This is a genomic window from Ascidiimonas aurantiaca, assembly GCF_037646345.1.
Classification (GTDB): domain Bacteria; phylum Bacteroidota; class Bacteroidia; order Flavobacteriales; family Flavobacteriaceae; genus Ascidiimonas; species Ascidiimonas aurantiaca.
In genome coordinates, this window is record NZ_JBBEWR010000016.1 from 1 (window position 1) to 14,162 (window position 14,162).

At 36.0% G+C, this 14,162-nt stretch carries 13 protein-coding genes; 10 read left to right on the forward strand and 3 right to left on the reverse strand.

Going from position 1 to position 14,162, the window contains the following annotated elements; translation table 11 throughout:
• Positions 1 to 19: 19 nt before the first annotated feature.
• Positions 20 to 466, reverse strand: a complete 447-nt coding sequence (locus WAO84_RS14930) for a hypothetical protein (protein WP_340066802.1) — start codon at positions 464 to 466, stop codon at positions 20 to 22.
• An 820-nt stretch (positions 467 to 1,286) separates the two neighbouring features.
• Between WAO84_RS14930 and WAO84_RS14935 the strand changes: the two genes are divergently transcribed.
• From WAO84_RS14935 to WAO84_RS14965, 7 genes are all read left to right on the forward strand, one after another.
• A complete protein-coding gene (locus WAO84_RS14935; RefSeq protein WP_340066803.1) occupies positions 1,287 to 2,441 on the forward strand; it encodes an HlyD family secretion protein in 1,155 nt (384 codons plus the stop codon).
• 37 nt (positions 2,442 to 2,478) lie between these two features.
• The gene (locus WAO84_RS14940; RefSeq protein ID WP_340066804.1) at positions 2,479 to 2,859 is read left to right on the forward strand and encodes an HTH domain-containing protein; all 381 of its coding nucleotides are present in this window, start codon (positions 2,479 to 2,481) and stop codon (positions 2,857 to 2,859) included.
• A 17-nt stretch (positions 2,860 to 2,876) separates the two neighbouring features.
• Positions 2,877 to 3,047: a hypothetical protein gene (locus tag WAO84_RS14945; RefSeq protein WP_340066805.1), complete on the forward strand. Its 171-nt coding sequence runs from the start codon at positions 2,877 to 2,879 to the stop codon at positions 3,045 to 3,047.
• Positions 3,048 to 3,076: 29 nt separating this feature from the next.
• Entirely contained in the window at positions 3,077 to 3,232 is a 156-nt protein-coding gene (locus WAO84_RS14950) for a class IIb bacteriocin, lactobin A/cerein 7B family (protein WP_340066806.1), read from the forward strand.
• 85 nt (positions 3,233 to 3,317) lie between these two features.
• The gene (locus WAO84_RS14955) at positions 3,318 to 3,443 is read left to right on the forward strand and encodes a hypothetical protein (protein WP_340066808.1); all 126 of its coding nucleotides are present in this window, start codon (positions 3,318 to 3,320) and stop codon (positions 3,441 to 3,443) included.
• A gap of 143 nt (positions 3,444 to 3,586) precedes the next feature.
• Positions 3,587 to 5,740 carry a peptidase domain-containing ABC transporter gene (locus WAO84_RS14960; protein ID WP_340066809.1) on the forward strand — a complete coding sequence of 718 codons (2,154 nt, stop codon included), beginning with the start codon at positions 3,587 to 3,589 and terminating at the stop codon, positions 5,738 to 5,740.
• Positions 5,741 to 6,174: 434 nt separating this feature from the next.
• Entirely contained in the window at positions 6,175 to 6,906 is a 732-nt protein-coding gene (locus WAO84_RS14965; RefSeq protein ID WP_340066811.1) for a hypothetical protein, read from the forward strand.
• Positions 6,907 to 6,974: 68 nt separating this feature from the next.
• Here WAO84_RS14965 and WAO84_RS14970 read toward each other — a convergent pair whose 3' ends face one another.
• A complete protein-coding gene (locus WAO84_RS14970; RefSeq protein ID WP_340066812.1) occupies positions 6,975 to 7,232 on the reverse strand; it encodes a glutaredoxin family protein in 258 nt (85 codons plus the stop codon).
• Positions 7,222 to 8,412 carry a cation:proton antiporter gene (locus tag WAO84_RS14975; protein WP_340066813.1) on the reverse strand — a complete coding sequence of 397 codons (1,191 nt, stop codon included), beginning with the start codon at positions 8,410 to 8,412 and terminating at the stop codon, positions 7,222 to 7,224. Before WAO84_RS14975 ends, WAO84_RS14970 begins: the two co-directional genes overlap by 11 nt.
• 354 nt (positions 8,413 to 8,766) lie before the next feature.
• On the opposite strand from WAO84_RS14975, the gene WAO84_RS14980 reads away from it, so the two are divergent.
• From WAO84_RS14980 to WAO84_RS14990, 3 genes are all read left to right on the forward strand, one after another.
• On the forward strand, positions 8,767 to 9,300 hold the full coding sequence (locus WAO84_RS14980; RefSeq protein ID WP_340066814.1) for an RNA polymerase sigma-70 factor: 534 nt from the start codon (positions 8,767 to 8,769) through the stop codon (positions 9,298 to 9,300).
• 92 nt (positions 9,301 to 9,392) lie between these two features.
• Positions 9,393 to 10,553, forward strand: coding sequence for a FecR family protein (locus WAO84_RS14985; protein ID WP_340066815.1), 1,161 nt, complete (start codon positions 9,393 to 9,395; stop codon positions 10,551 to 10,553).
• A 194-nt stretch (positions 10,554 to 10,747) separates the two neighbouring features.
• Complete coding sequence (locus WAO84_RS14990) at positions 10,748 to 14,152, forward strand: TonB-dependent receptor (protein WP_340066816.1); 3,405 nt, start codon at positions 10,748 to 10,750, stop codon at positions 14,150 to 14,152.
• Positions 14,153 to 14,162: the final 10 nt, after the last annotated feature.

Here is a 14,162-nt window from a genome sequence, read left to right on the forward strand (position 1 = left end):
TGACAGTTAAAATTTAAAGTTAGAAAATTCTAATTTTAAGCTGTCCTATTTTTAGGGAAGGCTTCAAAATAAAACCTAGAGTATAATACCAAAAATTATCCTTAGGTACAATTTCTTCATCCTGGAAAATATACATTAACTGAACTGAATAAGCCGCTAGAGGAGCTGCAATAGCCCAACGTTTAGGGTTAAACCAAAATGCAGCTAAAATCATAATAGGAGCTACCGTTCCTGAAAGTGTCCAAATAAAAACATCCAAACTACCGTAGTACTTGAAATCATATGTAATCTGGATGTCAAAATAATCCAGTACTTTATCTGCGTAAAGAATACCGCCAGATATTAGTAAAAGTAACGTACCTAAAATCGTTTTAACCTCCGTTGCCTCCGTTGTTACTTCCTCCGTTTCCGGGTCGCTTGATTTCGGATTTATCGATTGCGTTTTTGTAGAGCGTGTCATTTTCATTAATATCATTTTGTTCACAAGAGTAAATGGCACCCAATGTAATAACTAAAACCAGCAGTGTGAGATACGTTTTTTTCATGTTTAAAATGTTTAAAATTAATATCTCTAAAAATACTGGTTTCTTGTATGAATACCTTTTACTGTATGATCTTTTTTAATAAGGTTTATTGATATAGATTACATTATAATAACTTAAATTCCTGCACAATATAGTGCGCTTTTTTAAAAAAGAGTTACGGTTTTCCCTTTATATTATAATATTGTGAAATATCAATGCTCTATATTGGGCGTTTATGGTGAGAGAGTTACTATTTCTTCTTAGCTTTTTACCAAAAACTGTTAAGGGCAAACTCACCATTTCAATGCTTTATGGAGCCAGATATATATCCAACCGGTTTTTTGGAGTAAAATGGATGTAGATTTGCCTTTTATTTATTGAGGTTTTACCACTTTGTTTTTATGTATTTTGCTAGAATGTTTTTAGTTAATTTTCAGAATCCGGAAACAGAATGATATTACCCCAATTTTTTAATAAATTTTTAATAGCTCTCTTTCTTAGAGTAATTAAAGTCTCCTAGCTGTATGTTAGTAAAAAACTAGCATTTCTCTCCTGTAACACCACGTTGCATACTTGCTTTAATTGTTCTTTTTTTTGGAATTTTACAACACTTGGTTAAAATAAAAAATCTTGTTTTTAATGATGCTCGTGAGTTTCGGGTTATGACAAAAACTTAAAACCATATCCATAATTATAATGAAACTTTACCGGTATTATAATAGTTAATAAATTATAGTACAAAGCTCTATCAAACTAAAAAATATGAAGTCGTTATTTCCAGAAGAAAATATAGAAAATACGTACATTACATATACACTTAAGCATAAGATAAAAAATAAAATTATATACATGTTGATTTCAATAGGTATTATTGGCTTTTTGTTGGCTTTACCTTTTATTAAAGTAAAAGTTTACACTTCTTCAAGAGGTATTATTAAATCTGACACAGAATATCTGGAAATTAAAACTATTAATAGTGGTCGAGTTTTAAATACAAAAATAACTCCCAATATGAAGGTAAAAAAAGGTGATACTTTGATTATTTTGGAGAGTTATTCATTAGATAAGAGGATTACTTTAATATCTAATCAGATAGAAGTTTTAAAAGAAAACTCAAGAGATTTAAAATACCTTTTAGAATCTAGAAATTATGACATATCTAAGTTACTCTCTAAAAAATACCGGAGAGAAGTTATGTATTATGAAGAGAAGTTAGATGAATTCAAAACACAATTAATAAAAGCAAAAGTTGATTTAAAAAGAAACAAAGCTTTATTACAGAAAGGTGTTATTGCAAATGCTGACTTCGAAACCGTAAAGTTGAAATATGACTTAGCGTTGAATGATCTGAAACAATTTACAAAACAACAATTAAATACATGGCAAGTCACTTTTTTAGAAGTCAATACTCAATTGAAGGAAATCGTTAATGAAAAGGATCAACTACTACAAAACAAAAGTCATCATGTACTAACTGCCCCAGCCAACGGCGTTCTTGTAAACATTTTAGGAGTAGAGCAGGGTAGTTTTCTTTATTCAGGTAATACAATTGCAACTATATCACCCGAGTCCAAATTAATTGTTGAATGTTATGTTTCGCCAATCGATATAGGTATGATAAATATTAAAAGTCCTATAAATTTTCAAATAGATGCTTTCAATTATAATCAATGGGGTGTTGCTACTGGAAGAATTACTAGCATAGGAGGTGATGTAGAGATAATCAACAATGAGCCTATGTTTAAAGTACGTTGTAACTTAAATAATCCTTATTTAGCTCTGAAAAACGGAGCAAAAGGACCATTAAAAAAGGGAATGACACTTAATGCTCATTTTGTACTTACGGAACGTACTTTATATCAGCTTTTGTATGATAAAGCAGACAACTGGTTAAACCCAACTTTAAAGAAAAGGTAGAATACACTTGGCATATAATGATTTAATAGGGTAGATTATGAAGAACATCAGGAATCTTGAGCGTTTACAGCGGTTACATCTGTTAATTGAAAGTGAAAATACAGGTACTCCAAAAGAACTAGCCAATCAAATGGGTATAAGTGAGCGGAAGGTATACCAGTTGATAGAAGAGTTAAAAGATTTAAACGCAAACATTCGTTACAGCCGGAGGCTTAAAACTTATTTTTATGAAAATGAGTTTAAACTTGTTGTAAATATTTCAGTAACCATATTAAGTGATGATGAGTTGACTGAGGTATTTGGGGGTAGCTTTTTCTTGAAAAAAGTTTTACCCTGCAAGTTTTATGCGGTGGACAATTCTAAATTAGCGATAACAAAGTTAAACATGCGCATTGAGTCTTTGTATAATAAAGTTTAATTAAAAATTTTGAATTAATGAATAATTTAGAAAATTATGGTGTTCATGAATTGAACACAAGTGAAGCAATGAATTTTGAAGGTGGTGTAAAATGGTGGATGTATCTGCTTAGTCCTGGAGGAGCTTATATCATGGATAAGTTCGAAGACGGCTTTGAAAAAGGCTGTGAATGTGAGTTGCCATTTTAAAGTTTAATCATTACAAAAAATCTATTACAATGAAAGAATATGAATTTAAAGAACTAGACGCGCTTGAAATAAGAAAGATCAATGGAGGATGGTTAGAGCCTCTCGGAGTAGCTATTGGTATTGTCATTGGTTTGGGTGAAATTGCTGAAAAACTAGGAGAAACTGTAGGAGAAAACTTCAAGTAATTCAAGTGTTTGGCATTTAAAATACAACTTTCCTTTTTTTATATTAAGGAAAGTTGTATATTTTTGAAACCAAATTTAAAATCTTATGGAAAAACTGAAAGGTACACCCTCATTGAAGTTACTATATTTGATACTTCTGGCATTACTTATAGTAATTGGCTTAGGTCTTATAGCCTATAAGTTCGGAGAAACGTTGGGAAGTTCTTTTTAAGGTTCTATTACACAAAACTTCTTAAACTTTCTAGTCCCTTCTCGATAGGGGCTTTTTTATTTGTTGCTTTAAAAATTAATAAATTCTGCGCCTGCACAGTTTCTGCAGTCAATAAAACTATTATTGTCATGAAAATCTAAATCATGGCAAAAACTAAAATTAAACAACACGATATATCAGATTGTGGAGCTGCATGTTTAGCTTCTGTAGCAGCTTATTACAAATTGCACCTACCAATTGCACGGATACGTCAATATGCAAGTACGGACCAAAAAGGAACTAATATTCTCGGTTTACTGGAGGCTGCTCAGAAACTTGGGTTTGAAGCTAAAGGTGTACGTGGAGACTCCGATTGCCTTTCTAAAATTCCTAAGCCTTCAATAGCCCATGTTATCGTTAAAAATCAATTACAACATTATGTTGTTATCTATAAAGTTAATAAGAGATACATCAAAATTATGGATCCAAGCTATGGATCGATTTTAAAGATGTCACATGAAGAATTTAAGGAGATATGGACAGGAGTATTGGTGCTTTTGATACCTAGAGAAGATTTTATTTCTAAAAACGAAAAAGTATCTGTTCTAAAACGTTTCTGGGGTTTATTGAGGCCGCATAAGTTTATATTATTACAAGCATTAATGGGAGCTCTCGTTTATACATTGTTGGGTTTTTCAACTTCTATATATATTCAGAAAATTACAGATTACGTTTTGGTAAATGGAAATACCAACTTGCTTAACTTATTAAGTGTCTTAATGCTTTTTTTACTATTTTTTCAAGTTGTTTTGGGTATATACAAAGATGTTTTTTTAATTAAAACAGGTCAACAAATTGATGCACGGCTAATCTTAGGATATTACAGGCACCTTTTAAAACTTCCTCAATCCTTCTTTGATACAATGCGAGTTGGAGAAATCATTTCAAGAATTAATGATGCTGTCAAAATCAGAACATTCATAAGTGATGTTTCTTTAAACCTAACGGTCAATGTTATGATACTTATTTTTTCATTTTGTATTATGTTTACTTATTATTGGAAGCTTGCCCTTATTGTACTTATTATTGTCCCTCTTTATGGAATCATTTACTTAACCATTAATAAGCTTAACAAAATAGTGGAGCGTAAAGTAATGGAAAATTCGGCAAGTTTAGAAAGTCAATTAGTAGGGTCTTTGAATGCTATTGATACCATAAAAAGTTTTGGTCTCGAAGACTCTGCAAATTCTAAAACAGAAAAACATTTTATCAGTTTACTAAAGGCTGGCTATCAATCTGCTTTAAATAGTGTATTTTCGAGAACAGGATCCGCATTCTTGGCCCAATCTTTTACTATTTTACTACTGTGGGTGGGTGCAGGTTATGTTATTGATAGACAAATCACACCAGGAGAATTACTTTCATTTTATGCAATTATAGGATATTTTACAGGGCCTGTATCAACATTAATTAGCTCAAACAAACAAATACAAAATGCCTTAATAGCAGCAGATCGCCTTTTTGAAATAATAGATTTGGAAAGAGAAAATACAGGGATTACGTTGAAATTAACCCGGAAGAACTTCGGGGATATTAAATTTAAAAATGTTTGTTTTAGATACGGGTCTCGCAATCAGGTTTTTGAAGATTTTAACTTGGAAATACCAAAAGGAAAGATTACAGCTTTTGTTGGTGAAAGTGGATCAGGAAAATCAACACTTATGTCATTATTACAAAATGTATACCCATTAAATAAGGGAATGATAACAATTGGAAAAATAAACCTTCAACATGTTGATCGAAGTAACCTAAGAAGTGTAATGACTGTGGTACCCCAAAAAATAGATATGTTTCATGGTAATGTAATAGATAATATAGCAGTAGGAGAACATAATCCTGATCTTGAGCGTATAGTTAATGTTTGTGCAGATATCGGTATATTAGATTTTATAGAAGAGCTACCCTATGGTTTCAAAACTTACCTGGGTGAGAATGGAGCTACTCTTTCAGGAGGACAGAAACAAAGAATAGCGATTGCCAGAGCTTTATACAGACAACCCGAAATCCTGATTTTAGACGAAGCTACTTCTTCACTTGATACCCAAGCAGAGAAATATATACAAAACGTTATTAATACGCTAAGAAATCAGGAAAAAACAATAATCATCATTGCACATCGTCTAAGTACCGTAATAAGTGCCGATAAAATTGTGGTTTTAAATAAAGGAAAAGTAATTGAAGAAGGTACTCATCAACAATTATATAAAAATCAAGATACTTATTATAGACTATGGCAGCAACAATTACCAAATTTTTAAGGCACGCTATTCAAATCCTGAAAAAAATCTTCGAACAGAATGGATTAACATATAAATTAAAATTAGAATCTAAGAAAATTGAGACACTATCCCAATAAGTGTGTAAGTTTAAATTAGCAGGGGTTTGACTTTTATCTAAAGTTTGACACTTTTTTCATAGATCTTAAGGAACTGGTTTAAAATGATGCCTCAGTTACTTATATACAAAGACCGTTTTTTGCCGGCTTCTTTGGTAGCCAAATATAAGGATTTCAACAAATACGTATTTCATTTTTTTATCGCTTATTTCTCTAGGTTACGTTTTAAAAAATATTTTTTTGTAAGAAAAAATTTATATTTGATCAGTAATGCTACATCACTCACTGCTCCTGCGCCTACGCAATGCAATAAGTAGTTTAAACATAGTATAGTTGCCAATTTTATAATGAATTTATATGAACGATACCATAAAATCAACTCTTGAAAACCTGTTAAACCGTAATCTGGAAGTTCTTAAAAGTACTTCCCTTGAAAAAATGTTTGATGAAATACTAAATGAGAACCCAAAAGTTTTTGATGCAGATCTTGGAGTTTTAACAGATTTGTTTGATGACGACGACATTAAAAATCTTAAAAAAGCAAAAAAGAACCCTAAATTGATTTCTGCGTTTGAAAATGCAAAAAATATGGAGTTTGATAATAAAGAAATAATTTCTGCACTTAAAAAGGATATTTTAAACTCTATATCTGAGCTAAAAAATAAAATTGATCCTAAAAAAGGTTTAAAAAATCAACTCATATTTTTAGAGTATGATCATGAGCCTTGTGCCTACTTTTATGGATTTGGAAAAGGAAATTATCCAATTCTGAAACAGCCTGAGTATTTTGAATTTAGCTCCAGTGAGCTCTATGCCGGAGTAGGAAAGGTGGATTATGGAATGATTTGGAAAGAGTTAACAACCATAAATGAGATTTTGGAAGATTTAGATGTTTATGATCACGTCTGGGAAACAGAACTGTATCAAAGTTTGCTAAATTTCACAAAGTTCAAAACCTACCTTTTCCTGCATGAAGCTTTTAACCAAATAGGGATAAAAGCATTTAATACTATTGAAATTGAAAAACCATTAATGATTTACGGGAGGGAGCACGATTGTGAACCCATTACTGTTTATGCATTTGAGTGAAAATGATAATGAAATTTGCATAAATAAGACCATAGTTCGTTAAAGAGCACTCGCGCTACAAATGGTGTTTACAACAATTTATGCAACGCAAGAAAAGCGTTAAGCTCTGCAATACCGGGGTTTTTTAAAAAGGTGTCTCCATAGGTAATTGTTGGGAACTTAAGCACCCCGTTATACAGGGCCCGAACCCGTGCTTCGGCATCGGCATCAGTCTCTACATTATAATCTTCAAAATCGATCCATTCTGACTGTAAATAGTTGCGTATGTTTGCTGATTTCGGACACCAGTCGGTACCGTACAATCTAAGTACTTTCTCATTTTTCATCAACCTGTTTTTTAAATACCCTTAAAAAGGTGGGGTGTATCTGTTCTGCATTCATTACAATAAATGGGGTAACCGACATTAATAATATAGAAACGGCCAGAAATATCTGGTAGTTGTTTTGGCTTATAAGGTCATATTTCAATCCGCTTTGAGCCAACACAAAAGAGAACTCCCCTATTTGTGCTATAGAAAAACCAACCGCTAATGCCGTTTTCCAGGGAAGTCGCATCATTTTTACCGCCAGTATTCCCGCCAGTGCCTTTACCGCAAGCGCAAAGAAAAACCAGAAAACGATCCAGGGAAAATTGGTTAAGAAAATATGATAATCCAGAAGCATCCCCATAGAGATAAAAAAGAAACTCATAAATACATATCTAAAGGGTAAAAAACAGGAAATAGCCATTCTGTGGTATTCAGTCTCAGCAATTATTAAACCGGCTATAAAAGCTCCCAGCGCCAGAGAGAGGCCCATTTCTTCAGTTAACAGGGCAATGCCGGTCACAATAAAAACATTGGCTATTAAAAATACTTCCTGGCTCTGTACCTTCATAACGGTACTTAAGAAAAAAGGAATGATGTACCTTGCCAGCAAATAGGCAATACCGCCCATTAAAACCAGTTTTCCTAATAATAAAAGTAATGCCATACCTGCATTACCTCCCGCTCCGGCTAAAATGGGTGTAAGGAGCATAAGCGGTACGATCATAATATCCTGAAAAAGTAATACGGCCAGTATAAATTTTCCATGAGGTGTGTTGATCTTGTTTTTGTCCTGAAGTGTTTTTACCACAATAGCAGTACTACTCAGCGCGTATAGGAAACCCCAAAAAACACTTTCTTCTAAAGAAGGGCGCATGAGTAACCATACAAGTCCGGAAGTTAACACAATGGTGAAAAGTACCTGTGAGGCCCCTCCTATCAACACATAATCCTTAATACGTTTTAAATTGCTGAACGAAAACTCAAGACCTACCGTAAAAAGTAATAGTATCACTCCAATCTCAGCATATACCTCAACCTCTTCCATATCGGCAAAATAGCCCGAAGTATTGGGGCTCAATAAAACTCCTGTAATAAGATAGCCTATGATATACCGTATTTTTAAGAACTTACAAATAATAATAACGGCCGTAGCGACCCCAAAAATAGCACAAATATTAACCAGTATATGATGTTGCATAACGTATTCCTGTTGAATTAGGGTTTTTTCCGGGTACAGAATTTAATTTGTGTTAAATTATAAAAAATGTTTACACCCCGGCATAGAATACCATAATCTTTATTAAGAAAACAGCGGGTTCATAAAATGGCGTATTCCCGATTATTGACAGGCGGGCTTACAGTATTCTTATTTATTCTGTGTGTTTTTTTATTTTTCATAATTCTAAACCTCAGCATTTTCAAATTTGACCTTGATTTACAAATGGTATAAAAGTAATTTATATATTTAACATAATTATATCGTTATTTTATTGTTAACCCCCCACTATTATCGTAGTCGATCTACTTCGCTAATGGGCTCAATATATGCGTATTGTCAGTTCACAGATCACATATAAAATCTTTGTTTCAGGAAAACTATAAGGCTCTTTGCAAGCTTTCTTATTACTATGTGGAAGATATGGATGAAGCCCGTGATATTGTACAGGATATTTTTGTAAGCCTGCTCGATAAAAACGATCTGCATCACGTAAAGAATACCAATGCTTATCTTAAAAAGGCAGTGAGCAATCTATCTATTAAAAGAGCCAGACAGCGAGGAAACACCATGTTTATTGAAAATTTATCCCTTCTTCAGGAAGAAGGGAATGACCATAAAGAAAATGAGATCATAGCTAATGAAACGGCCTGGCTTTTACAAAAAGAGCTGGAAAAACTTCCGGATGCCTGTAGAAAAGTTTTTGAACTTTGTGTTATTGAAGGACTAAAGTATAATGAGACTGCTGAAACACTTGGCATTTCTGTAAATACCGTAAAAACTCAAATAAAAAAGGCCTATCGCATTTTAAGAGAATCATTGTCAGATTCACACTTTTTACTTCTTTTTATAAGAAAATTACAGCACTAATTTATTTTTTTGTAAAAAAATCATATTTCACGTCACCCTCTTTTCAAGTTTTGCGACCATTATAATAAAGCACACCATCAATACGGCTTATAATGGATCAAATACCACACATACTAATCAAGAAGCTCTCCGGAACTATCTCTCCGGAAGAAGAGACGCTTCTCAGGGCATGGATCGATGCTTCTGAAAAGAATAAAAAATTCTTCAGGAAAATTGAACGCCTTAAGGCGCAGGGGCAGGATCTGAAAAAACTGGAGAACCTTGACCTGGATAAAGAATGGGAAACTGTTCTTCTTAAATACAGAGACCGCATAGACAAACAAAAAAGAGTAAAGCGGCAGAAAATACTGAGAATTGCTGCTGTTTTTACCGGTATCGCCATGATTGCCAGTATATACCTCTTTACTATTGACAGAGGGCTTGAAGAGGTACCCGAAAACATCATTACCCTGGAGCTTCAAAATGGAACAATAAAGGCCATAGAAGCAGACCAGCCAAATGAGGTCGATATCTTAGATATTCAAGGAAACCGTATAGGCACACAACAGGGCAACCGCATACACTACCTCCCCGGCATAGAGGACTCAGGAGAGCTTGTATTAAATACGCTTACCGTTCCGTATGGGAAGATATTTGAGATCCTTCTGGCAGACGGTAGTCTTTTAAAGCTGAATTCAGGGAGTTCGGCAACCTATCCGGTACGTTTTGTAAAAGGGCAAAACCGGGAGGTCTCACTACAGGGAGAAGCCTATTTTGAAGTTGCCAATAATCCTGAACAACCTTTTATCATAAACACAGATAAAATGAACATTCGTGTTTTGGGTACTGAGTTTACGGTTTCTTCTTATCCTGAAGATCCGGATGCACATGTGGTACTTGTCGAAGGCTCGGTAGGAGTTTATGAAACTCCCGAAATGTTCTATACAGATCAGCATACCGTTTTAAGACCTGAACAAAAAGCAAGCTGGAACAAAGTTTTCAGAAATATACAGGTTACCGCTGTAAACTCTAAAAAATATACCGCCTGGACCGAAGGAAGGCTCATTTTGGAAGACCTGCCTTTTGCCACTATTATAAAAAAACTGGAGAGAAAATACAATGTAAGAATCATAAATCAAAACGAGGCTTTGAATAAAGAAGTGTTCACAGCATCCTTTGATATTGAGACCATAGAGCAAGTGCTCAATTCATTTGCCCAAGATACACCTTTTAATTACAGGCGAACGGGCAGCACTATTACCATTACTAAATAAATAATCACTAAAACCGGGAGATGCATGAAGTAAAACACCAGTTATCAAAAAAAATCAGGAAATGCGCCAACACTTCCTGATCGTTAAGAATTGATGTTCAGTTACGTAGTCTAATAACCAAACAAAACAAATGTATGAAAAATGGATTATTCATAAAGCATTCGGTGCTTTATCCAAGAAAACTTTACCTAATTATGAGGTTAACAACATTTCTTGTCCTTGCTTCTTTTTTGTCTGTTCAGGCCAATTCCTATTCGCAAAAAACGAAGATCTCCTTGAACATGAAAAATGTTCAGGTAAAGGAGGTATTGCAGGAAATAGAGCTAAAAACAGATTTTAAGTTTTTGTACAATACCAATAAAGTAAATTCTGAGAGAATTGTCTCGGTAAATATAAGAAACAAAAAGATATCAGATGTCCTGGATGAGCTGTTTAAAGATACCGATATAAAGTACGTATTACAAAACAGGCTTATTATACTCAAAGCTAAACTTGTCTCCTTTAAAATCGCTGACAGCCTGATTTCTTTTCAACAACAAAGAATTACAGGCGTGGTTAAAGATCCGAACGGCGACCCTTTACTGGGGGTAACCGTACGCGTTAAAGGCTCAATCCGAGGTACCTCTACTGATGAAAACGGAAGGTATCTTCTTTTTGCTTCTCCCACGGCTATTCTAAGTTTTACATACATCGGCTTTGAAGATTATGAAACCCCGGTAGCTGGCAGGGAAGTAATTGATGTTACCATGACCGAAGCAGTAGAAGCCATTGATGAAGTAGTGCTTATAGGGTATGGTGAAGTAAAAAGAGAAAATCTAACCGGTTCGGTCAGCACGGTAAACATAGAAAGCTTTAAAAACCAGGCACCTACTGTAAATATAGAGCAGGGACTCCAGGGGCAGGTAGCGGGTCTTCAGGTAACCATCCCTAACGGACAGCCGGGAGCAGCCGCCAAAATACGTATTCGGGGTACTTCTTCTCTATCAGGTTCTAATCAGCCTTTATTTGTTATTGACGGTATTCCGGTAGTTCCTGAAAGCAATATTCCGCGGGGAGGTACCGAAGGGCAGCTTCTCGGCAACGAGCTGGCAAATCAGGGGTTGAGTACACCTATTGCCAATTTAAACCCAAATGATATTGAGTCCATCAGTGTCTTAAAAGATGCTTCGGCAGCCGCCATTTACGGGTCTCGGGCAGCCAATGGAGTTATTATAATCAATACCAAAAGAGGTACTAAAAAAGGAAAAACCACATTCAATATTGACGCATCTACCATTATCCAACAACCACGTACTTTAGAGGTGCTGAATGCACAGCAGTTTCGCGAAGTATGGACCACCGCTGTAATGAACAGCTCACGCGATGATGCCTTTACCCGAAGTGTGCTCGACGGCTCCTATTTTGGCGATGCCGATACCAACTGGGAAAATGAAGTAGGTCCGGGAACTCCGGTTTCTACCAATGTAAATGCCAGCTTGAGAGGGGGAAATGAAAAAACACAGTTTGCCCTATCACTGGCTGCTTTAAACTCAAAAAGCGGATTTGAAGGTTCGGAGAGTGAACGCTTCACTCTTAATCTTAACCTCAATACGGGAGGCACCTCTGCCCTGCGGTTTGGTACCAGCATACAAACCTCCTTTTTTGACCAATCATCTTTAGACGGTGGTATTGTTGACGGGATCTACTCCTATCGTCCTGATATACCCGTATTTGATGAAGACGGGAACTTTGCTTTTTCGCCTAATAACAATTTTCAAAATCCCGTAGCGCTGGCTCAGGCATCAAATAGCAATAAAACCTTTTTGTTTTTAGGCACTTTTTTCACCCAGCTTGATATTGTAAAAGGACTTACGGCAGAAACCCGGTTGTCCGTTAATTACAACAACGGGAACCAGGTTAGTTTTTACCCCAGGTTTACCAACAGAGGGGGCTGGTCGCGCTTAAGAGGAAACGGGGACGGATTTGCCCAGGACAGCAGAAGTAACAGTATCGTATTACAATGGCAAAGCACCCTTACCTATAAGCGCCTGTTTGCAAACGTTCATCAAATAGATGCCGTTTTGGGAACCACCTTTGAAGAGATTACCACTTCTAACAACAAAGCGTTTGGAACCGGGTTCTCTAATAAAGTACTTAGCAATGTAACCAATGCTACCGTAAGCAGAGGCGGTTCTTCATTTGAAAGCGGTTCCGGGCTCGTTTCTTATTTTGGAAGAGTTAATTACGATTATGATCAAAAGTATCTGTTAACCTTTACTGCCCGGGTAGATGGCTCTTCCAAATTTGCCGAAGAAAACAAATATGCATTTTTTCCGGCAGCCGCTGCTGCCTGGAGAATATCAAGAGAATCTTTTCTTGCTAACAGTAAATATGTAGATGAACTTAAACTAAGAGCCAGTTACGGTCTTACCGGGCAACAGGATTTTGGCCCCTACCAGTGGCGTACCCTTTTTGAAACCGATGATTACGGTGGTGAGCCCTCCGTGCTTTTATCACAACTGGGTAACAGCCGCCTGAAATGGGAAACTACCAAACAATTAGATCTGGGAATTGACTTTTCCCTGTTTGAAGGAAGACTATCAGGCGGGATAGCCTATTACCGAAAAGACACAGAAGATGCCATATTTCCAGTCATTACACCAGGAAATACAGGGGTTACCAGCGTACTGGCCAATGTGGGGAGTACCCGAAACGAAGGTGTTGAACTTCTTATTAATGCCACCCTGCTCCAATCTGATACCTTTTCCTGGGACGTTAGCCTGAATGCCGCCCGAAACAAAAACCAGCTTACCGGTATAGCAGAAGATTTCTTAGATGATGAAGGCTTTATAGTAGGTTTTCCCGGACTGGGAGGAGGCCGTTTACGTGTAGGCAGCCCTATAGGCCTCATTTACGGATATGTTGCTGAGGGTATATTTCAAAATCAAAATGAAATTGATGCCCTCAATGCTGCCGCTCCTAATGGGGTGTATCAGGATGATGAAACTTCTCCAGGAGATATCCGCTTTAGAGATATATCGGGCCCCGAAGGTGTACCTGATGGCATTGTAAACAATTTTGACCAGGAAGTCATTGGGAATGCGCAGCCCGATATATTTGGCGGCTTTACCAGTACATGGCGATACAAAGGGTTTACCCTGGCAGCACAGTTTACCTATTCTATTGGTAATGATCTGTTATGGTTTAGCCAGACCAGAGCCGTGAATTTTGGCAGTACCTTTGCAGGAGAAAACAAAGTTACCGATGTGCTCAATGCCTGGACTCCCGAAAACCCTACCAATCAGCCAAGGCTTGTGTACAGAGATCCCAATAACAACGGGAGGATCTCCAGCTTTTATGTACATGACGCTTCTTTTTTAAGGCTCAATACACTCAATTTACGCTACACATTTTCCCGTGAGACCATGGACAAAATTGGTGTATTTGATGGTATTTCGATCTATGGTATTGCTCAAAACCTTTGGACTATTACCAGTTATCCCGGAGCGAATCCTGAAGGGGGCACACTCTTTAATAATGATATTTCAGGAGCAGGGCGGGATACCAACCGGTTCCCTATTCAAAAAGCCTTCACCCTTGGTATTAACTTAAGTTTCTAAAAATGAAGAT

Bases quoted from the DNA above. Each gene is read 5' to 3' on its own strand.
- WAO84_RS14990 (WP_340066816.1), top strand. From the start codon at position 10,748: ATGAGGTTAACAACATTTCTTGTCCTTGCTTCTTTTTTGTCTGTTCAG.
- WAO84_RS14940 (WP_340066804.1), top strand. From the start codon at position 2,479: ATGAAGAACATCAGGAATCTTGAGCGTTTACAGCGGTTACATCTGTTA.
- WAO84_RS14930 (WP_340066802.1), bottom strand. From the start codon at position 466: ATGAAAATGACACGCTCTACAAAAACGCAATCGATAAATCCGAAATCA.
- WAO84_RS14935 (WP_340066803.1), top strand. From the start codon at position 1,287: ATGAAGTCGTTATTTCCAGAAGAAAATATAGAAAATACGTACATTACA.
- WAO84_RS14975 (WP_340066813.1), bottom strand. From the start codon at position 8,412: ATGCAACATCATATACTGGTTAATATTTGTGCTATTTTTGGGGTCGCT.
- WAO84_RS14970 (WP_340066812.1), bottom strand. From the start codon at position 7,232: ATGAAAAATGAGAAAGTACTTAGATTGTACGGTACCGACTGGTGTCCG.
- WAO84_RS14965 (WP_340066811.1), top strand. From the start codon at position 6,175: ATGAACGATACCATAAAATCAACTCTTGAAAACCTGTTAAACCGTAAT.
- WAO84_RS14955 (WP_340066808.1), top strand. From the start codon at position 3,318: ATGGAAAAACTGAAAGGTACACCCTCATTGAAGTTACTATATTTGATA.
- WAO84_RS14945 (WP_340066805.1), top strand. From the start codon at position 2,877: ATGAATAATTTAGAAAATTATGGTGTTCATGAATTGAACACAAGTGAA.
- WAO84_RS14960 (WP_340066809.1), top strand. From the start codon at position 3,587: ATGGCAAAAACTAAAATTAAACAACACGATATATCAGATTGTGGAGCT.
- WAO84_RS14950 (WP_340066806.1), top strand. From the start codon at position 3,077: ATGAAAGAATATGAATTTAAAGAACTAGACGCGCTTGAAATAAGAAAG.
- WAO84_RS14985 (WP_340066815.1), top strand. From the start codon at position 9,393: ATGGATCAAATACCACACATACTAATCAAGAAGCTCTCCGGAACTATC.